The following is an 18,984-nucleotide window of genomic DNA, read 5'->3' as shown; positions in this document are numbered from 1 at the left end:
GCCCGTCCGGAAGGTGGGTGCTCGAAATGACAATCCTTCCTAAAAGTCATTTCGACAGAGCAAAGCGCCGAGAAATCTAGGAAAATTGGATTGACAATTCATTAAAAAGCCTGATACACCTGCTTTACAAAATCCCCAATTTGTGAAGGTTCCAACCATCGCGTCACAATAAGCAATCCGCTTTTTTGGTCCACCACAATAAAATTGCCGCCAAATCCGGCTGCGTAAAATACATGTTCGGGCACATCTTCCCAATGGCGGGGGCCTTTTTGGTTCAACCACCACATATAACCGTAATTTACATTGGGCACTGAAGGCTGCGTAGCTTTTTTGATCCAATCTTCACTGACCAGTTGTTGGTCTTTCCATTTTCCATTGTTCAAAAACAAGAGACCAAAACGGGCCATATCTTCGGTAGAAATAAACAGTCCTGCTCCAGAATGTCCTCCTCCAGTTACGGATTTCATTTTCAATCCATCAATTACAGTCCAAGCATGATCATAACCATACCAACGCCATGTGAGGGTCGCCTCAATCTTATCCATCAACTCCTCCTTCAACACCAAGGGCAATGGCTTTCGCCAGAGATGCGTCAAAGCATAGGCCAGTACATTTACGCGAACATCGTTGTACTCCATTACAGTACCAGGTTCGTTGAGCTTGCGGAATTTCCAATCATCCAAACCGCCTTCACTGGGCGGACGATCGGCCCAATCCTTACCGCCCCACAGTTCTCCAGACCAATCTGAGTTTTGTTGCAGCAAGTGCTCCCACGTAATCTTGGAATTATGGGCACCATCAAACGTACCATCCCAAACATAATCCCCAACTTTATCCTTTACATTTTTGATTAATCCTTGGTCTTGAGCTAGTCCTGCCGTGGTAGATAAAAAGCTTTTGGTGACGCTAAAGGTCATATCCACTCGCTGTGTATCGCCCCAAGAGGCCAGAAGATATCCATCTTTAATAATCATTCCGGCAGGACCTCCCCGTTTTTTTGTAGGTCCCAAAATTTCATGAAACGGTTCTCTTTTGAATCCCTCCAAAATGGCCTGACGTAAATCCCGGGAACCTGAATACTCATTGTTTTGGGCAAACTCAATAGCAGTATCGAGTTGTTTCTCATTGTATTTAAATTGACTTTTCTCGGCGGTTTTCCAAATCTCGTAGCGCGTTGGAAAATAGAATTCCTGGGCTACCGCAGAATTCGAACCAAAAACGAGCAAAAGAAGAAAGGAGAGTTGTAAAAATTGCTTCATGGGGATATGTTTTATATCGCCTGAAGGTAATAATTGTTATTGAAATCGTCCCAATAGCTACCTTTGCATTTCAGCTATTGAATTATGGAAAAATTGCCTCAATATTCCGTTCCGGTCCAAACCAGAATTGGCCATGTGCACCTAAAAGTATCTGACCTACAAAGATCCTTGGATTTTTATTGTGGGCTTTTGGGTTTTGAGATTACCCAAAGCTACGGCGACCAAGCCGCTTTTATTTCAGCGGGTGGATACCATCATCATATTGGATTGAACACCTGGCATAGTAAAGGAGCACCCCCTGCCCCAAAACGGGCTGCTGGACTATTCCATACAGCCATTTTGTATCCTACCCGAAAAGATTTGGCCACTATCCTAAACCGATTGATGGAGGCAGAATATTCCTTGACCGGTGCAGCCGACCATGGGGTTTCCGAAGCACTATACCTGAATGACCCCGATGAAAATGGTGTGGAACTCTATTGGGACCGACCCCAAAAAGATTGGCCACAAAAAGAGGATGGCTCTTTGGATATGTACACCAAATCCTTGGATTTGAATGATCTTTTACGTGAATTGAAATAAGTTCAGAATCGTTTTTTCAGAATCATTTTACCTTCTGAGTTGTAATAACGCCAAGTACCCACCTGTTTATCATTTCGGAAACGTCCTGTTATTTTTTCAGTGCCATCCGAGTAGTATTCGGTATAGCGTCCGTGCTTTAACCCATCTTTGAGGTCCACCTCAAATCGCGTTGAACCACTCGCATAATTTCTGCTGAAGGATTTCGCGTTTAAATCAGTGGGATAGATTGGTTTCAGGTCGAAAACCGCATCTGTGATTTCAGTTGAATTGGGGTTTTGGGTATTGGAATTAGCGATTTGAACCTTATCCTCAAACTGTGTGTTCTTCTTTACCTCTTCAACATCCTGATAATTTAGCACCAAGCGACTTTCAAATAGGTTGTCCTCTGGGGTCAGTTGAAATCCAACTTGGGGAAAGCAAATGATAAAATCCTTATTCTTGCGCATTTTTTGTTTGGTGTCCCTATCGGCCAAAGCATACATATTATTGTACAGTACAGGAATATTGCTGTACACAAATACTGCAGACTCAGACTCAAATTGGTCATTGAACTTTCGGAATTCCTCTGAGGTAGACAAGGTTTCTCCCGTCACCACATTATCAATAATACTTTTTAAGGTGTTGGGGTTATCACTAAAGATGACATAGTCATTAATCTGTGTAAAATAGGGTTTGTCAAATTGTTCAAACCGATTTCCCAGCAAAATCTTGAAAAAGCCTTTTATGGAAAGAAAATTAATTTCATGCTCCTTATAGTTCACTGCCTTAAACTTAACAGGCGTCTTTTTTCGGATTTGTTCCAGTACAAAATCCAGATTTTCTTTGGCTTTTTCAGAATCATTCGCTTTTAAGACTAGCGCCATATCGTTTTTTCCTTTGGAAATATGGGACTGAATCTGCAAAAGGGCCACCTCATCCCCAATCCAACTGACAAAATTCTCTTTGACATCGATTTTAAGGAACTTCTCTACCTTTTCAATACCAGCTTGGTAACTTTCAAACTTTTTGGGGTCATTTTGCTGTACCATTTCAAAATTCTTGTAGAACTCAGAAAAGCTATCAAACCCATAACTGATGTAGAGTGCGGTACGTTTTGGCGCTACTTGGGGAATGGTTCGCTCCGCAGTACCCGATTTTTGAAGGGCCTCCAAGTAATTTTCATTGACAGCACTGATGTTGGTAAATCCGTTGGCCACCAACGTACTGTTCTCGTCCAAATCAAAATAAAAACCAGAGAAAAGGAAGTTTTCACTGGCCCGTTTCACCCAATCTGAAGGCTGATTGGTAAACCGTTCTATATAGTCATCCAAATAATTGTACTGCAAGTACATGCGGAACAGGTCCTCGTGCCCCACTTTTTGGTTGATTTCAATAAAATTAAGGTTACGCCCAATGACTGGTTCTTGGTATTGATCAATAGAAGCCTCGACCAAGGTATGGGTATACGATGCTATCAACTGGTTTTTGATAAAGGCTATGTGCATGGTCTCCTTGCTCTTGCGATCGTGCACTTCTAAAATTTCGTGATCGTGGTAGATACGTTTGCTCAATTCGTAATCCTCGTTGAGCAGGGTGTTGAAATAACTTTTTAGCAGTTGAAGTTTGGCGATACGTTTTAAATCCAGCACATAGAAAATTCCATACTCCTTTGGCGAAATCATATGGATGGAGATGAACAATGCCCGCCCATCAAAAAATTCAAAAAGATTATGGTTGTTCTGAAAGACCGTATCTACCTTTTGAACGTTCTCCGTCAGCTCTGCGAAATAATCGTTCTTCCGTAGATGTTGCCACCCTTCGCTTTCACTGATTTTTTTCCAGCTTTCCACCGGGTGTTCCGATTCCACCACAAAAACGGCATCCTTCGGAATAAGGTAAATGGATTGTAGATTAGTCTTTGGCGAAAGGAGGAAAACATAGGCCAGATAGCACAAATAGAGCACCAAAAGGGCCAACAGTCCGAAAAAGATTCTTTTTTTGGTCATTCTTCCAAAAGTGTCTTGTTCTAAAACGGTATTGCGTCCATTTTAGTCTAACACACTGTGAAAGAAAGCAATCCTACAACAGTTTTAAATCTTTAATGGTCTTGAAAGCCACATCCACTTGTTCCTCATTGACCAAGATGGTAAACTCATTGGTGGTGGAAATTACCTCGTAGAGTATAATCCCCTCCCAGGCCAAGCGTTGGAAGATAAAGTAGTAAATTCCAGGGACAGAGACATTTTCTGCCGGAAGCTTAACCGTAATGGAAGACAATCCATCCGCTTTCTGGGTACAGCGTTCGTGTTTAAAATACTTTTCCACTACACCATCCATAATATTGCTGATTACAATATTGATTTCGTTCACGCCTCGTGAAGAAGTATAAAAAACATCTTGATTGTCATTCACCTCTTCCAACAAACGGGCCTGCTGTTGCAGAATGGTATCTGAAGCCAAAAAGGTATAATCCGTCAGGTTAGATCGCACCGTAATCTCACCAATATTCTTGAGCACTTTTACAATCCTATGGGTGGCTCTGAACTCTAAATCGTCTGACAGACGTTTCAATGCCATCACTATGGCACCATCTTTTACATCTTTACCCAGGGCATCGGCAATTTCGGGTTTTATTTGTCGGGACAAGGAAGTAAGGTTAATAATTCCTTGCGCAAGAGCAGTTTGCAGAAAAGGCTTCTTTTTAATGTAATGCTCAACTACTGCGGAAATTGTTTTCATTATTTCTTGGTTTGGTCTGACGCAAAAATAACATATTGTTACAAAACAAACAAATGGTTAGAAAAAATAAAAAGCATCCTCCAGATGGTCAATTTCAAAATTCACCTCTTTTTTAATGACGGTGATTACGTCAAAGCGGACCTCAACATACAAATTATTCTCCTGGACATACTGATCGGCGGCTTGAACCAAAAGCCCTTGTTTCTTTGCGTTGATTGTAGTGGAAATATCTTCCAAGAACCCCGTGTTTCTTGACTTTACCTCAACTATGGCCAAAGTCTCCCCCTGCCTAGCAATAATGTCTATTTCAGCTTTCCCAAAGCGATAATTTCGAGCAAGGATTTTATACCCTTTCCCAAACAAGTAGTCAACGGCAAGCTGTTCACCTCGCTTGCCAAATTCATTATGCTTTCCCATCGGTTTGGAAAAATATTGAAAAAAACGTGCAGTTCATCGAAAAATTTGGTAGTTCACAGTGATTAAAGCGTTTAGATTGTAATTTGTTGGCTGAATTGAACCACGCCCAACGTTAGCTAAACATATAGTTGCCCCAAAACTATGTACCTAATTAACGCCAGACATTGCTATGGAATACTTCATTAATTGTAATTCCTCAACGTTGGCGCCGTATACCACTCCATTGGATGAGTTACGTGCCGCCCACTTATACCGGAGGCTTGGTTTCAGTGCCTCGGTACAAACGATTAACGCTGCCGTTGGTCAAACCGCAGATACCCTAGTTGACAACCTTATAGACCAAGCACTTGCAGCTCCAGTTCTACCAGCACCGGCCTGGGCAGATTGGAACAACTCCAATTATCCTGCCGATGACGATTTGGCGAGACAATTAAGACGTGCCCAGTTGGAGGAATTTACTACAGCTTATGGAAATTCCCTATTGGACAATAGTGTCAGAGATCGGTTGAGCTTCTTTTGGAGCAATCACTTTGTGACTGAGTTGGATGTGTATGACTGCAACCAATTTTTGTACTACTACATCAACTGTCTTCAACGCAACGCCCTTGGAAATTTTAAAACTTTCGTTCATGAGATTGGCTTAACCAGTGCCATGCTCTATTATTTGGATGGTGTTCGCAACCGCGGAAACAATCCCAACGAAAACTATGCACGGGAGCTTTATGAACTCTTCACCTTGGGAGAGGGCAATGGGTATACGGAAGAAGATATCATTGAAACCTCCAAAGCTATATCAGGATATACTGAGCGAGGCGAAGAAGGCTGCACACAAGTAACCTTTAACCCGGAAGACTTTAATACGGAAAACAAGACCATTTTAGGGCAAACCGGAAATTGGAACTATGACGATGTCATCGACATCCTTTTTAATGAAAGAGCCAACGAGATTGCCGGTTTCATTTGCATGAAATTGTATGAATATTATGTTCATCCCGATTCATCTGGTGAAGAAGGTGGCAACGCCCAAGATATCATCGCTGGAATGGCGCAAACTTTCATAGCCAACAATTTTGAGATTGCTCCCGTTCTGCGACAATTGCTGAAAAGTCAACACTTTTTTGACGAAACTGCCATTGGGGTTATCATAAAAAGCCCGTTTGACCTTTACTTACATATGGTCAAGGAGACTGGCTTTGCCTATGATGATACCACGGTGTACAACATGATAGATTCAGCAGCCTTAATTGGCCAAGAGTTATTTGATCCTTACGATGTTGCCGGTTGGCAACGCGACCGTCAATGGATCAATACCAATTTTATTATTGGACGATGGTTAACCGCTGAAATGTATCTTGAACGGTTCTATCAAAACAATGCAGAACAATTCCGTGATCTAGGATTATCGTTATCCGGTACCGCTGGACAGACAAGCAACAACCCAGATGAGGTAGCAAAGCCAATTATCGACTTTTTTACCCCAAAAGGATTGTTGACCGATGCAGACTATGACCGAGCTTATATTGCCTTTAGAAGCGACGTTGATGTAAACTATTACGAAGGGGGCACCACTCCTTCTTGGACCCTCCTTGGATGGGAAACAGGACCATCACAAGTTTTCTTGTTACTACGTCATTTGTCCAGAGAACCCGAATTTCAACTAAAATAACCCTACCATTATGTGCGATAATCACCACACCCACCATACATCTCCCCATAAAGGCCTAGAACACGAAGGCCACGATTTGGAACACAAAAATTGGAGCAGACGATCCTTTATCCAGGCACTGGGTATAGCAGGTTCTGGTTCCATGTTCTTGGGGAACCATTTTATTTCAGCATCCGCCCCATCTCCTCTTACAGCTGCCATTGCCGCTGCTGAAACCGATAATATTCTGATTCTCATCAGGCTATCGGGAGGAAATGACGGACTGAGCACGGTCATCCCCATTCAACAGTATGATACTTATGCTAACGCAAGACCCAACATCTACATTCCAGAAAGTAAGGTCCTAAAACTTACCGATGATTTTGGTGTACCCACCTACATGGGCTCCTTGGAACCTCTTTGGGGCGAAGGTCAGTTCAAGGCCGTTCACGGCGTAGGGTACGAAAACCAAAGTCTGTCCCACTTTACAGGGTCCGATATTTTTGCCAACACCGATTTGAACACTACCGGCTTCGGCGGTGAACCTACCGGATGGATGGGTAGACACTTTGAAGATCTCTACCCAGATTATTTGATCAACCCGCCCGAAGCACCTGCAGCCATTCAAATTGGAAACTTGGCCAACTTGGTCTTTCAAGGTAATGAAACCAACTACGCCTTTGTGACCAATAATGTGGACCAATTGCAGCAAATCGCTGAAACAGGTCTGTTTTATGACATCGAAACTGCTCCGTTCGACAATTGTATGTACGGTGATCAATTACGATTCTTGCGTGGAGTGGCCAATACCACCTACGAATATGCCGGAAAAATCCATGAAGCCTACGAAAGGGGTGCCGCGTTACAATGCGTTGAATACCAAGACAACGGTTTTGCCAGACAATTGGAACTTTTGGCCAAATTGATCAAGGGAAATCTGGGAACCAAAGTCTACATGATTTCCATTGGAGGATTTGACACTCACGGTAACCAGCCCATTGTCCACGAAAGATTGATGTCCAACCTTTCCATTGCCATCAACAATTTTTATGAGGATTTGGCCTGTACCGAACAGGATGAAAAGGTGTTAAGCATGACCTTTTCCGAGTTTGGCCGTAGGATCTTCGAAAATGGCTCCAACGGAACCGACCACGGAAAAGCTGCTCCTACACTCTTCTTTGGTTCAGGGTTAAATGGAAGTGCCTTTGTGGGTGACCACCCAGCGCTGGACAGCCCCAACAGCCGTGGAAACTTGCAATACACCATGGACTTCAGGGACCTTTATGGAACCGTTTTGGCCGAGTGGCTTTGCGTTCCCAGGACTGCCGTGGAACAGCACTTGTTGGGATATCAGTACAGAGCCATTGATTTAGGATTTAACTGTAGTGGCGAAGAGTTTGACGATATTGCCATGGACAATGACCCACCAACATTCCCAGATACCCCGCCAAGTGATGACGGCATGACCCCACCAGACCCCGATTTGGTGAATACCATCGTGCACACGCCATACTACCCGAACCAACGTGCGCCCCACATTCATTTGGAAATGCCTTTTGCAGCTCATGTTGACATTGAACTTTTCAATATTTTGGGTCAAAAAGTAGGTACCGTTTTTAATGAAATGATGCTAGAGGGCGCTGTAGAAATCAATATTAGGGAGCGGATGCGCGACAGCCTATCCACCGGAAAATACATTTATAGAATATCCGTTGCCGATCAACGTATGAGTAAATCCGTAATGATCATGTAAGCGACACAAAAATTCAATTTCCAGAAAGCCTCCAATAGTGCATCCCCTCACCCCAATTTAGGGCTGTACCCATTGGAGGTTTCCTTTTTACCGTAATTCCCGTTTTTGGCTTCTCGTAAAATGAGTATTTTTGGGGCTTAATTCATTTCGTACATGTCTCAGACAACAGCTCCATCCAGATATACTGTAACTTCTGCACTGCCCTACACCAATGGCCCCATTCACATAGGCCATTTGGCCGGCGTTTATGTTCCTGCGGACATTTATGTCCGTTATTTAAGACTAAAGGGGCACGATGTAGCTTTTGTTTGCGGTAGCGATGAACATGGAGTGGCCATCTCTATGAAAGCCAAAAAGGAAGGCGTTACACCCAAGGAAATCATTGATAAGTACCACAACATCATTAAAAAGTCGTTTGCGGACTTTGGAATTTCTTTTGACAATTATTCAAGGACCTCTGCAGAGGTACACCACAAAACCGCTTCGGATTTTTTCAAAACACTCTATGAAAAGGGTGATTTTATTGAAGAAGAGACCGAACAATTATATGATGAGGAGGCCCAACAGTTTTTGGCCGATAGGTTTGTAATTGGAACCTGCCCCAGATGTGGTCATGGAGAAGCGTATGGCGACCAGTGCGAAAATTGCGGGTCGTCCTTGAACGCAACGGACCTCATCAATCCAAAATCCACCATCACCGGAGGTGTTCCGGTGCTTAAAAAAACCAAACACTGGTTTTTACCTTTGGACCGGTATGAAGATTTTCTTCGGAAATGGATTCTGGAAGGCCATAAATCCAATTGGAAACCCAACGTGTATGGTCAATGCAAATCTTGGATAGACGAGGGTCTAAAACCCAGAGCCGTTACCCGCGATTTGGACTGGGGAATCCCTGTTCCCGTGCAAGGCGGCGAAGGAAAAGTGCTTTACGTTTGGTTTGATGCGCCCATCGGCTATATTTCGTCCACTAAGGAATGGGCCGAGCGAGAAGGAAAGGACTGGAAACCCTATTGGATGGACAAGGACACCAAATTGGTCCATTTTATTGGTAAGGACAATATCGTTTTCCACTGTATCATCTTTCCAAGCATGCTCCAAGCCCATGGCGATTTCATTTTACCGGAAAATGTTCCCGCCAACGAGTTTTTGAACTTGGAGGGCAACAAACTTTCCACTTCTAAAAACTGGGCGGTGTGGCTGCATGAATACTTGGAGGAATTCCCAGATATGCAAGATGTGCTTCGCTATGCGTTGACCGCCAATGCTCCGGAGACCAAGGACAACGACTTTACCTGGAAGGATTTTCAAGCTAGGAACAACAACGAACTCGTTGCTATTTTTGGTAACTTTGTCAATCGCGTAGCGGTTTTGACACATAAATATTACGATGGGGTGGTTCCTAATCCAAATGCATTTGAGACCGTGGACAAGGAAACCTTGGAAGCACTGAAAAACTATCCTCAAATCCTTTCCAATTCGTTGGAGCGTTATCGCTTTAGGGAAGGAAGTCAAGAATTGATGAACCTAGCCCGATTGGGCAATAAATATTTGGCCGATGCCGAACCGTGGAAACTCATCAAAACGGATGAGGAACGGGTAAAAACTATTATGTATGTGGCCCTTCAGATTGCCACGGGTCTAGCCATTCTCAGTGAACCCTTTTTGCCATTTACTTCGGATAAGTTGAAAAAGATTCTTCGTCATGCTGAACTTGATTCAGCATCTCACTGGAATAATGTGCCAAACCTTGATGAATTGTTACCCGCAGGCCATCAAATCAACCCAAGCGAGCTGCTCTTCCGAAAAATTGAAGATGCCGAAATTCAACAACAGTTAGACAAACTGGAAGCCACCAAAAAAACCAATGCGTCGGCTACAAACAACACAGATTCCATGGAAAAAGAGCTAATTCCCCAAAAAGACACTATCACGTATGATGACTTCAGCAAACTGGACATGCGTGTGGGCACCATCATCGAAGCTGAAAAAATGCCAAAGACGGATAAACTTTTGGTCTTAAAAGTGGATACCGGGCTGGATACCCGAACCATTGTTTCCGGAATTGCCAATAGCTTTAAAGCCGAAGATATTATTGGTAAAAAAGTAACCGTTTTGGTCAACTTGGCCCCTAGAAAACTCCGCGGTGTGGAAAGTGAAGGCATGATTTTGATGACGGAAAGCCAAGAAGGAAAATTGGTGTTTGTCAACCCAGATGAAGATGGGGTTGGGAATGGGGAAGGAATAAATTAATATCTTTATCTTATGTATTATAGAAGAAAGATATGTCTTTCAATGCTACAAGTATTTGGAAATGAATTGGATAAAATTCAACTTCAAAAATTGCTTTTTCTACATAGCAGATATAAAACAAAAGGCAAGAATTATGACTTCGTTCCGTATAAATACGGAGCCTTTTCTTTTCAAGCCAATGCTGATTTACATACATTGGAAAAATACGGTATTGTTGAAGAAAAACCCACATCATGGAAGAAAACAGACAGTACTGATTACCTCAGGCAGATAAACAGAGACGATGAGAAAATTTTAAGGGATTTTGGTATTTTATACAAAGACAAGAGCAGTGAAGATTTAATAAAACTGACTTATAAAAATTTCCCCTATTATGCTATTAATAGCACTATTGCCCACAAATATTTATCTGATAACGAGCTGAAAAAAGTAGAGCAGTTAAAATTAAAGGATAATGAAGTTGTCCTATATACTATTGGTTACGAAGGTCTCTCTCTAGAATCTTATTTGAATAAATTAATTAGGAGCGGAGTTAAACTTTTATGTGATGTACGCCGAAATGCGGCAAGCATGAAATATGGTTTCAACAAGAGGCAGCTTGAAAATGCATGTGCTGGTGTTGAAATACAATATTTACATATCCCAGAAGTTGGTATCGAATCCGAAAAGAGAAAAGAGTTAACCTCTCAAATTGACTATGATCAACTTTTTGATGATTATAAATCAACCAATTTATCCAATACAAAAACATATCAGGAAAAAATTCTTAATCTCCTCATACAAAACAAAAAAGTCGCATTAACATGTTTTGAAGCTGATAATTGTCAGTGTCACAGAACTCATTTAGCCGATGCAATATCTAAATTCCCCTCATTCAAGTTTGAAATAGAACACTTATGAAACATGGGAAAGCAAAAAATTCTAATTACGGTTACTACTTACCCCCTCCCTTCACGAAGTTATGACGAGTTAGTTTGCACCGCAGGAATTTTGGAGGATGGTTCATGGATAAGAATTTATCCAATACCCCTAAGTTGGTTAAAACAAGTAAAAAGAGATACAGGTTTCCAGAAATATACTTGGATTGAATTGGATGTTAAGGAAAGAACAGACGATTTTAGACCGGAAAGCCATTCACCAACAAACTATGATGTCAAGATTCTTTCAAATCCGTTAAATACTAAAAACTTTTGGCAAGAAAGAAAAAAGTTTTGTTTGAAAAATGTCTACACTAATAAAGCAAAACTTCTATCAGACTCTAAACAGCCACAAAATATTTCATTAGCTACCTTCAAGCCTTTTGAAATTATTGATTTTGTAATTGAAGAAGATAGTAGGGAATGGAAAAATGAATGGAAGGATTTAAGGAAACAAACCGATCTTTTCGCTGAGGTAGACAGTAATCCCGAAAAAATAATCCCTAAAGTTCCTTATAAATTCTCATATACCTTTGTGGATGATGAAGGCATTTCAAGCACCCTAATGATTGAAGATTGGGAAATATTCCAATTATATTGGAATTGTTTAAAACAATCAAATGGCAACGAAAAACAGGCTCTAGACTTAGTGAAAGCAAAATACTTTGACGAATTCACCACTAAACATGATATTCATCTTTTCCTAGGTACAACTATGCAATGGCATAGAAGAAGAGCTCCTAATCCATTTGTAATTATTGGTGTTTTTTATCCAAAAAAGAAATCTCAATTAAGTTTAGACTTATAGCTTTATGCAACTTGTCCCCTATATCGTAAGCCATACCCAACTTTCTGAAAAAAATGTTGAAAACACCGTAGCACTCTTAAACGAAGATTGCACCATTCCCTTTATTTCACGTTATCGGAAAGAACGCACCGGAAATCTGGATGAAGTACAGATTGGCGAAATAGTAAAGTATAAAGAGCAGTTTGAGGCATTGGAAAAAAGAAAGGCTGCCATCATCAAAGCTGTGGAAGAACAGGGAAGCCTCACACCAGAGCTACAGGCTAAGTTGCAAAACTGCACGGACCTCACCAGTTTGGAAGACCTCTATCTTCCCTTCAAGAAAAGTAAAAAGACCAAAGCCGAAACTGCTAGAAAGAATGGTCTGGAGCCGCTCGCCAAAATCATCATGGCGCAACGCAATGATGAAATTGAGTTTATGGCCTCAAAATACCTCAGTGAAGATGTGGTGAATGAAGATGATGCTCTCGAAGGAGCCCGGCATATCATTTCTGAATGGATCAATGAACGCACCGATATTCGAAATCAGCTCCGAAATCAATTAGAGCGACATGCGCTTATCGTGACCAAGGTGGTCAAAACTCAGATAGAAGATGAAAAAGCACAGAAGTTCCGAGATTATTTTGATTGGAGCGAACCTTTAAGCCGATGTCCTTCGCATCGTTTTCTGGCCATCATGCGCGCTGAAAAAGAAGGGTTCATTCGGGTTAAAATCGAGATTGATGATGACCGCGCTTTGGAAGCGATTGAAAGACGCATCATCAAATCGAACAACGCTTGTGCCGAACAAATTGAAATGGCCATTGCCGACGCCTACAAGCGACTTTTGCTTCCATCGCTTTCCAATGAACTTTTAAAATCAGCCAAGGAAAAAGCAGATACAGCTGCCATTCAGGTTTTCTCTAAAAACCTTAAGCAGTTGCTCCTCGGTGCACCGCTGGGCGAAAAACGTATTTTGGCCATTGACCCCGGATTCAGAACCGGCTGCAAAGTGGTTTGTTTGGATGAACAGGGCGATTTAAAACATAATGAGACCATTTATCCCCACCCACCACAAAAGGACAGCTCTGGAGCCATTAAAAAAATAAGCTCGCTGGTAGATGCCTATAAAATCGAGGCGATTGCCATTGGCAACGGAACGGCATCCCGCGAAACGGAGCAACTGGTAAAACGTATTCAATTTAAAAATCCCATTGAGGTTTTTGTGGTAAGCGAAGCGGGTGCTTCGATTTATTCAGCCTCCAAAATTGCACGTGATGAATTTCCCAATTATGATGTTACGGTTCGGGGTGCGGTGTCGATTGGTAGGCGTTTAGCCGACCCTTTGGCCGAATTGGTAAAAATTGATGCCAAATCCATTGGTGTGGGGCAATATCAGCATGATGTGGACCAGACCCAATTAAAATCTTCCTTGGATACAGTAGTTGAAAGTTGTGTGAACTCCGTTGGCGTGAACATTAATACGGCCAGTGTTTCCTTGCTTAGTTACGTATCGGGAATTGGGCCGAAATTGGCTGAAAATATTGTCACATATCGAAATGAAAACGGGGCATTTGGAAGCAGGGAGCAGATTAAAAAGGTCCCTCGACTTGGTGGAAAAGCCTTTGAGCAAAGCGCAGGATTTTTGCGCATAAAAGATGGTGAAAACCCCTTGGATGACTCTGCTGTTCATCCAGAAAGTTATGACATTGTAAAACGAATGGTGAAAGACCAAGGTGTTCCATTAACTGAGATTGTGGGCAACAAATCCGTTTTACAGCGCATCAACCTAAAATCGTATTGCACGGACACCATAGGAATCCCAACGTTAAAGGATATTTTAAGCGAGCTTGAAAAACCAGGTCTGGACCGCAGGGAAAAGGCAAAGGTTTTTACCTTCAATCAGAATATAAGGGAGATAACCGACCTTCACCAAGGTCAACTATTACCCGGAATTGTCAACAACATTACCAATTTTGGCTGTTTTGTGGATATCGGAATCAAAGAAAGTGGCCTTATCCATATTTCCAACCTATCCGATACTTTTGTTAAGGATGTCAATGAACATGTGAGTCTTCATCAACAAGTGGTGGTCAAGGTTCTTGATGTGGATGTTAAAAGAAAGCGGATTCAATTGGCTTTGCACAATTAAGGGATTCCAAAATGCTCAAAATAGCGTATCATCCCATTTACAAACATCATTTACCCCATGGGCACCGATTTCCCATGATGAAGTATGAGTTGTTACCACAGCAATTACTTCATGAAGGAACTTGTACCGCAGCGAATTTTTTTGAACCTAATTTTCCTGATGATTCCCACATTTTAGAAGTACATGACGCCACATATTATGATGATTTGGTGAATCTTGAACTCAAACCAAGTGCCGCACGAAAAATTGGATTTCCACTGAGCACGGAATTGGTACAACGGGAACGGATTATTGCAGATGGCACCATCAAAGGGTGCGAATTTGCATTGGAGCATGGCATTGCCATGAACATCGCAGGAGGCACACATCATGCCTATTCCAATCGCGGTGAGGCTTTTTGCATGTTGAACGATCAAGCCATCGGAGCCCGATACCTTCAAAATAAAAAATTGAAAAACAACATTTTAATTATTGATTTGGACGTTCACCAAGGCAATGGTACCGCTGAAATTTTTAAGACTGACCATTCTGTTTTTACATTTTCCATGCACGGCAAGGGCAATTACCCCTTTAAAAAGGAAACTTCGGACCTTGATATTGCCTTGGACAAAGGAACCACGGACCAAGAATATCTTTCCATTTTAAAAAAGACACTCCCCGAACTGCTGGAAAAAGTACAACCCGACTTTATCTTTTACCTCTCCGGCGTGGACGTGCTAGCTTCTGATAAATTAGGCACTTTGGCATTGACTTTGGAGGGTTGTATGGAACGTGACCGCTTTGTTTTGCAAACTTGTTTTGATGCCAAAATCCCTGTTCAATGTAGCATGGGAGGTGGGTACTCCCCCGACATCAAGATCATTGTGGAAGCCCATGCCAATACATTTCGGTTGGCACAGGATATTTATGCTTAATTTTACCGACTATTTAGTTTTCAACCTTCATGAAATCAACAACATTCCTCATTGCCTTATTGGCTATTCTGTCACTTTCCGCCCAAGAACCTCAATCTGAAAAAGAGAAAACGCTTTGGAACGATTTCACCTATGATGTAGGTAATATGTTTGGAGGGGTAGGCTATTCGTATTCCCGCCCATTTCATTGGAAAGGAAATGAATGGGCCAACTTTGGCTATTTGGCCGGCGGCACCCTGCTTCTTTTTACAGTTGATGAAGAAGTTAATCATTGGAAAAATGGCTTTCAGGAGGATATCCCTGATTTTGTGATTGACTATGGGCACGAATATGGAAGTCCGGAAAACAACTACATGCTCACCGGAGGGGTTTATTTGGCCGGACTGTTTACGAAAAATGAAAAATTAAGACGGACGGGGGTACTTTTGATTGCTTCTGCGACCGCAGGAGGCTTTTTGCAACAGGTAAGTAAGCGCATCATTGGTAGGGCTCGGCCCAAAAGTGGGGCTGGTTCTGCCACATTTGACCCATTTCATTTGGATAGGGTGTATGATTATGATTCTTTTCCTTCCGGCCATGCCATGTTGGCCTTTAGTAATGCCTATGCCATTGCCAAACAGTTTAAAAGTCCATGGGTGAAAGCAGGTTTGTATACGGTAGGTTCCATCCCTGGTTTGGTACGTGTAGTGGATGATTTTCATTGGGTTTCGGATGTGGTCTTTAGTACAGTTTTGAGCATTTTTATCGTGGAATCCATCGACAGGTATTTAGATTCCAAGTACAATGAAAAGTACAATGACCAGTCCAAAAATGTAAGCTGGAACCTTTCTTTTGGACCCAGTACTGTGGGTGTATCACTTCAATTTTAAGATTACCGATACTATCATTGTTGATAATTTTCTTATTTAGATTAATTTAAAATAATTACTTTTGTCTGGTTCTTGGATATCGAAATGGGTAAAAAGAAAAAGGATTCAAAGAAAAAGCTCAAAAAGGCATTGCTGAAAGAATTGTCATCCCACGGCAATTTAAAATCAAAATGCTGTGAGAAATACAAGAAAAAGGAAAGCAAGCGGTGCAAAAAATGCCCGTGCTTTGACCTTTTAAAGAAAGTCGCCTAGACCTCTACTTGATTTTTACCTGCCACTCGCTAAGCGTTCTATTGTACACTTCAGTCCCCAAAGAAATTTTTTGTTTATGGTAGTCGTAGGGCTGATACATTAAGTAGGGGGTTATCTGCTCAAAGTAGTAATCTGTATGGTTGCAATGGTCCTCACAAACCTCATCATGTTTTAGGTATGCATTCTTTTTTGCAAACATGTAGGCATCATAGGAAGCCCAATCCCAATCTTTTAAATCCTTTTCAAAGCGTTTTTGGTCTTTCCAAATGTCCAATTCGTCTTCTTTATTGCCGGTGACCAAGGTTTGCTCATACTTGGCATCTTGTTGGGCTCGTTCCATAAAAAAACTGATTCTTTGTTCTTTGGAAACCACTTTGTGATTTTGAGCGAATACGGAGTTGGTGGTGAAAATCACAAGTACGAAGACAAAACCAAACCATTTCATAATTAAAGTTTTACAGGTGAACTTTTATGAATGCTGAGGTTTTCAGTATAGAAACAACTGAAGATGAAAATACCCTACCGGGTAAGCAATCTGTTATTTAAATTTATTTGGGGATGTTCTGGTTTGGGCTTCAGAAAGTAATCGTCCATATATGGAGTCATTGGACATTTGCATAAGGAAGGAAGCCTCCTCTCTTTTGTAGAAGTCACCATGTCCGCAGTCAGGATGACAGTGCTCGATATGGTCAACATAGGATGGCCTCTTTTTACTGATGTAAATATGATAGGCCTGTGGGTTTTTCTGCAAGAGCATTAATTCAAAATTCTTTTGATCTCTCCAATAATCGCGTTCATCTTTTTCATTGGAAAAGCGTTGTTCCTGTTCGTAAATCGCATCGCGTTCGGCCAGGCTTTCGTAAAATAGCACGTCAGAGGCAGTAAGTTCGCCATCCTGTGCCAAAGAGAATGACCAGAAACCAAGAATAAAAACGAATATTAGGGTTTTTGCTGCTTTCATAATAGCTCACTTCATTTGACGAATAACCACCCCAATAGTTACGCAGTTCATCTATAAGATATGGTGAAAACACCGTAAACAAAAAGAAAGGGGACAAATTGCCCCCTTTTCCGATGATTTGCAAAGCCATCTATTTTCCTAACATCAACATTTCGTTGCACTTAACTTCGGTAATGTAGCGTTTTTCGCCTTCCTTGGTTTCATAGGAGCGGGTCATTAACTTTCCTTCAATCATGACTTCTTTGCCCTTGGTCAAGTAGTTTTCCGCAATTTCGGCCAACTTACCCCAAGCTACCACATTGTGCCATTGGGTGTCGGTCACCTTTTCCCCTTCTGAATTTTTGTAGGTTTCATTGGTAGCGATTGAAAATTTGGCCAGTTTGCTCCCATTTTCCATTGTGATCATTTCTGGGTCATTACCCAAGTTACCAATCAACTGTACTTTGTTTTTAAGCGAGTTCATACAAATAAGATTTAAGCGTTAAACAATTGATACTATCGAACTTAGCATTCGACAGGGCAAACATAAAATCACTTAAATCCACAAATCGGTAATGAATCATTTGTTTTCGTTTGTAAACGGATGTAAATGATTGGAAATGTATATAGGTGCCTTACCATGGGCACCTTAGAACTGATTTATTTGCTGGCAATGGTGGGTTTTTGGCTGTCTTTGTAGAATGATTTCGCTATTCTAAAAATAATATAAGTTATAAACCAACCAACGTATTGCCAAAACCAATCAAGACCTAACTCGTTCCTGACACGTACTTCAGGATGGAGCAATTGATAAGGCGTCCTTTTTATTAGAGGTATGAGGTTTGGGATAAGATAAATAGCAATTGCGATACCCAGAAGAATGAGCAATACAGCAATTATTCTATATAATATTTTGCGGCTTTTAGACACTCCATTAAAAGTATCAAAATCCAATAGTTCAAAAAAACTTTATCGGTGTTTGTCCTATACTATATTTTGGATTCCCTCATTCTACCCGAACACCCTTTTCCACATATTTCCAGATGCCGGGATTCTCCGGGTCGCCATATTTATTTTCACCTTTCCATAAATATCCATTGAAATCCTCATCAAAGACAATCTCCCCAAAGCGTTCGTGGTATTCTTCGCTAGAAGCATCTACTCCATTTCGTAAGGTGAGCTTACGATTTTTAGGGTCCCAATCCAGAATATCGTTCAGAACCTTATGCCAATTGCTGAACATGGATGTCATTTCAAATTGTTGGGCTTTGAAATTGTAATGAATATACCAGCGATAGGTCCGCTCCACGCCTGTTGACGAGACCGCTTCCGATTCCAATTCTATATACGTACTGTCCATTACATATTTACCCGTGCGAAGCGTCTCTTCCCACCAACCCTCTTCAGTATTGTCTTCCCGCACTTGCCATTTTCCGATTAAAAACTCCAAATCCTTAATGCTTTTTTCTTGCGCAGACAGGGTTGTCAGGATACTTAGGACGGTACCCAGTAGAAAGATAGTTTTCATGATT

18 protein-coding genes are annotated in these 18,984 nt (G+C 41.6%); 9 read left to right on the top strand and 9 right to left on the bottom strand.

Annotation, left to right across the window (positions count from 1 at the left end; all coding sequences use genetic code 11):
• Positions 1-101: 101 nt before the first annotated feature.
• Positions 102-1,259: a serine hydrolase gene (locus AB1A65_RS05900; RefSeq protein WP_366586664.1), complete on the bottom strand. Its 1,158-nt coding sequence runs from the start codon at positions 1,257-1,259 to the stop codon at positions 102-104.
• A gap of 84 nt (positions 1,260-1,343) precedes the next feature.
• Here AB1A65_RS05900 and AB1A65_RS05895 point away from each other — a divergent pair, with 84 nt between their 5' ends.
• On the top strand, positions 1,344-1,841 hold the full coding sequence (locus AB1A65_RS05895) for a VOC family protein (RefSeq protein ID WP_366586661.1): 498 nt from the start codon (positions 1,344-1,346) through the stop codon (positions 1,839-1,841).
• A gap of 2 nt (positions 1,842-1,843) precedes the next feature.
• Here the strand turns inward: AB1A65_RS05895 and AB1A65_RS05890 are convergent, their stop codons facing one another.
• From AB1A65_RS05890 to AB1A65_RS05880, 3 genes are all read right to left on the bottom strand, one after another.
• Positions 1,844-3,826 carry a DUF3352 domain-containing protein gene (locus AB1A65_RS05890; protein WP_366586658.1) on the bottom strand — a complete coding sequence of 661 codons (1,983 nt, stop codon included), beginning with the start codon at positions 3,824-3,826 and terminating at the stop codon, positions 1,844-1,846.
• Positions 3,827-3,899: 73 nt separating this feature from the next.
• A complete protein-coding gene (locus AB1A65_RS05885; RefSeq protein WP_366586656.1) occupies positions 3,900-4,559 on the bottom strand; it encodes an aspartate kinase in 660 nt (219 codons plus the stop codon).
• Between the two features lie 57 nt (positions 4,560-4,616).
• The gene (locus tag AB1A65_RS05880; protein WP_366586654.1) at positions 4,617-4,976 is read right to left on the bottom strand and encodes a YraN family protein; all 360 of its coding nucleotides are present in this window, start codon (positions 4,974-4,976) and stop codon (positions 4,617-4,619) included.
• 169 nt (positions 4,977-5,145) lie between these two features.
• Between AB1A65_RS05880 and AB1A65_RS05875 the strand changes: the two genes are divergently transcribed.
• From AB1A65_RS05875 to AB1A65_RS05840, 8 genes are all read left to right on the top strand, one after another.
• Positions 5,146-6,642, top strand: coding sequence for a DUF1800 domain-containing protein (locus AB1A65_RS05875; protein ID WP_366586652.1), 1,497 nt, complete (start codon positions 5,146-5,148; stop codon positions 6,640-6,642).
• A gap of 10 nt (positions 6,643-6,652) precedes the next feature.
• Positions 6,653-8,374, top strand: coding sequence for a DUF1501 domain-containing protein (locus tag AB1A65_RS05870; RefSeq protein ID WP_366586651.1), 1,722 nt, complete (start codon positions 6,653-6,655; stop codon positions 8,372-8,374).
• 153 nt (positions 8,375-8,527) lie between these two features.
• Positions 8,528-10,624: a methionine--tRNA ligase gene (metG, locus tag AB1A65_RS05865; protein WP_366586648.1), complete on the top strand. Its 2,097-nt coding sequence runs from the start codon at positions 8,528-8,530 to the stop codon at positions 10,622-10,624.
• A gap of 12 nt (positions 10,625-10,636) precedes the next feature.
• Positions 10,637-11,524 (top strand): DUF488 family protein, encoded by an 888-nt coding sequence (locus AB1A65_RS05860; protein ID WP_366586644.1) that lies wholly within the window; start codon positions 10,637-10,639, stop codon positions 11,522-11,524.
• A 3-nt stretch (positions 11,525-11,527) separates the two neighbouring features.
• Positions 11,528-12,349: a hypothetical protein gene (locus AB1A65_RS05855; RefSeq protein ID WP_366586641.1), complete on the top strand. Its 822-nt coding sequence runs from the start codon at positions 11,528-11,530 to the stop codon at positions 12,347-12,349.
• 4 nt (positions 12,350-12,353) lie between these two features.
• The gene (locus AB1A65_RS05850; RefSeq protein ID WP_366586639.1) at positions 12,354-14,477 is read left to right on the top strand and encodes a Tex family protein; all 2,124 of its coding nucleotides are present in this window, start codon (positions 12,354-12,356) and stop codon (positions 14,475-14,477) included.
• A gap of 11 nt (positions 14,478-14,488) precedes the next feature.
• Positions 14,489-15,391: a histone deacetylase gene (locus AB1A65_RS05845; RefSeq protein ID WP_366586637.1), complete on the top strand. Its 903-nt coding sequence runs from the start codon at positions 14,489-14,491 to the stop codon at positions 15,389-15,391.
• A 29-nt stretch (positions 15,392-15,420) separates the two neighbouring features.
• Positions 15,421-16,260, top strand: a complete 840-nt coding sequence (locus AB1A65_RS05840) for a phosphatase PAP2 family protein (protein WP_366586635.1) — start codon at positions 15,421-15,423, stop codon at positions 16,258-16,260.
• Between the two features lie 256 nt (positions 16,261-16,516).
• Here AB1A65_RS05840 and AB1A65_RS05835 read toward each other — a convergent pair whose 3' ends face one another.
• From AB1A65_RS05835 to AB1A65_RS05815, 5 genes are all read right to left on the bottom strand, one after another.
• Positions 16,517-16,957 carry a hypothetical protein gene (locus tag AB1A65_RS05835; RefSeq protein WP_366586632.1) on the bottom strand — a complete coding sequence of 147 codons (441 nt, stop codon included), beginning with the start codon at positions 16,955-16,957 and terminating at the stop codon, positions 16,517-16,519.
• 93 nt (positions 16,958-17,050) lie between these two features.
• Positions 17,051-17,473, bottom strand: a complete 423-nt coding sequence (locus AB1A65_RS05830) for a hypothetical protein (RefSeq protein WP_366586630.1) — start codon at positions 17,471-17,473, stop codon at positions 17,051-17,053.
• Between the two features lie 130 nt (positions 17,474-17,603).
• Positions 17,604-17,936: a single-stranded DNA-binding protein gene (gene ssb, locus AB1A65_RS05825; protein ID WP_366586628.1), complete on the bottom strand. Its 333-nt coding sequence runs from the start codon at positions 17,934-17,936 to the stop codon at positions 17,604-17,606.
• Between the two features lie 176 nt (positions 17,937-18,112).
• Positions 18,113-18,406, bottom strand: a complete 294-nt coding sequence (locus tag AB1A65_RS05820) for a hypothetical protein (protein ID WP_366586626.1) — start codon at positions 18,404-18,406, stop codon at positions 18,113-18,115.
• Between the two features lie 52 nt (positions 18,407-18,458).
• Positions 18,459-18,980 carry a hypothetical protein gene (locus tag AB1A65_RS05815; protein WP_366586624.1) on the bottom strand — a complete coding sequence of 174 codons (522 nt, stop codon included), beginning with the start codon at positions 18,978-18,980 and terminating at the stop codon, positions 18,459-18,461.
• Positions 18,981-18,984 lie beyond the last annotated feature (4 nt).

It is taken from the genome of Allomuricauda sp. ANG21 (assembly GCF_040705235.1).
Lineage (GTDB): Bacteria > Bacteroidota > Bacteroidia > Flavobacteriales > Flavobacteriaceae > Flagellimonas > Flagellimonas marina.
Note: the sequence above shows the minus strand (reverse complement) of the source record. Positions and strands in the feature narration are given on the sequence as shown.

Bases quoted from the DNA above. Each gene is read 5' to 3' on its own strand.
- AB1A65_RS05900 (WP_366586664.1), bottom strand. From the start codon at position 1,259: ATGAAGCAATTTTTACAACTCTCCTTTCTTCTTTTGCTCGTTTTTGGT.
- AB1A65_RS05895 (WP_366586661.1), top strand. From the start codon at position 1,344: ATGGAAAAATTGCCTCAATATTCCGTTCCGGTCCAAACCAGAATTGGC.
- AB1A65_RS05890 (WP_366586658.1), bottom strand. From the start codon at position 3,826: ATGACCAAAAAAAGAATCTTTTTCGGACTGTTGGCCCTTTTGGTGCTC.
- AB1A65_RS05885 (WP_366586656.1), bottom strand. From the start codon at position 4,559: ATGAAAACAATTTCCGCAGTAGTTGAGCATTACATTAAAAAGAAGCCT.
- AB1A65_RS05880 (WP_366586654.1), bottom strand. From the start codon at position 4,976: ATGGGAAAGCATAATGAATTTGGCAAGCGAGGTGAACAGCTTGCCGTT.
- AB1A65_RS05875 (WP_366586652.1), top strand. From the start codon at position 5,146: ATGGAATACTTCATTAATTGTAATTCCTCAACGTTGGCGCCGTATACC.
- AB1A65_RS05870 (WP_366586651.1), top strand. From the start codon at position 6,653: ATGTGCGATAATCACCACACCCACCATACATCTCCCCATAAAGGCCTA.
- metG (WP_366586648.1), top strand. From the start codon at position 8,528: ATGTCTCAGACAACAGCTCCATCCAGATATACTGTAACTTCTGCACTG.
- AB1A65_RS05860 (WP_366586644.1), top strand. From the start codon at position 10,637: ATGTATTATAGAAGAAAGATATGTCTTTCAATGCTACAAGTATTTGGA.
- AB1A65_RS05855 (WP_366586641.1), top strand. From the start codon at position 11,528: ATGGGAAAGCAAAAAATTCTAATTACGGTTACTACTTACCCCCTCCCT.
- AB1A65_RS05850 (WP_366586639.1), top strand. From the start codon at position 12,354: ATGCAACTTGTCCCCTATATCGTAAGCCATACCCAACTTTCTGAAAAA.
- AB1A65_RS05845 (WP_366586637.1), top strand. From the start codon at position 14,489: ATGCTCAAAATAGCGTATCATCCCATTTACAAACATCATTTACCCCAT.
- AB1A65_RS05840 (WP_366586635.1), top strand. From the start codon at position 15,421: ATGAAATCAACAACATTCCTCATTGCCTTATTGGCTATTCTGTCACTT.
- AB1A65_RS05835 (WP_366586632.1), bottom strand. From the start codon at position 16,957: ATGAAATGGTTTGGTTTTGTCTTCGTACTTGTGATTTTCACCACCAAC.
- AB1A65_RS05830 (WP_366586630.1), bottom strand. From the start codon at position 17,473: ATGAAAGCAGCAAAAACCCTAATATTCGTTTTTATTCTTGGTTTCTGG.
- ssb (WP_366586628.1), bottom strand. From the start codon at position 17,936: ATGAACTCGCTTAAAAACAAAGTACAGTTGATTGGTAACTTGGGTAAT.
- AB1A65_RS05815 (WP_366586624.1), bottom strand. From the start codon at position 18,980: ATGAAAACTATCTTTCTACTGGGTACCGTCCTAAGTATCCTGACAACC.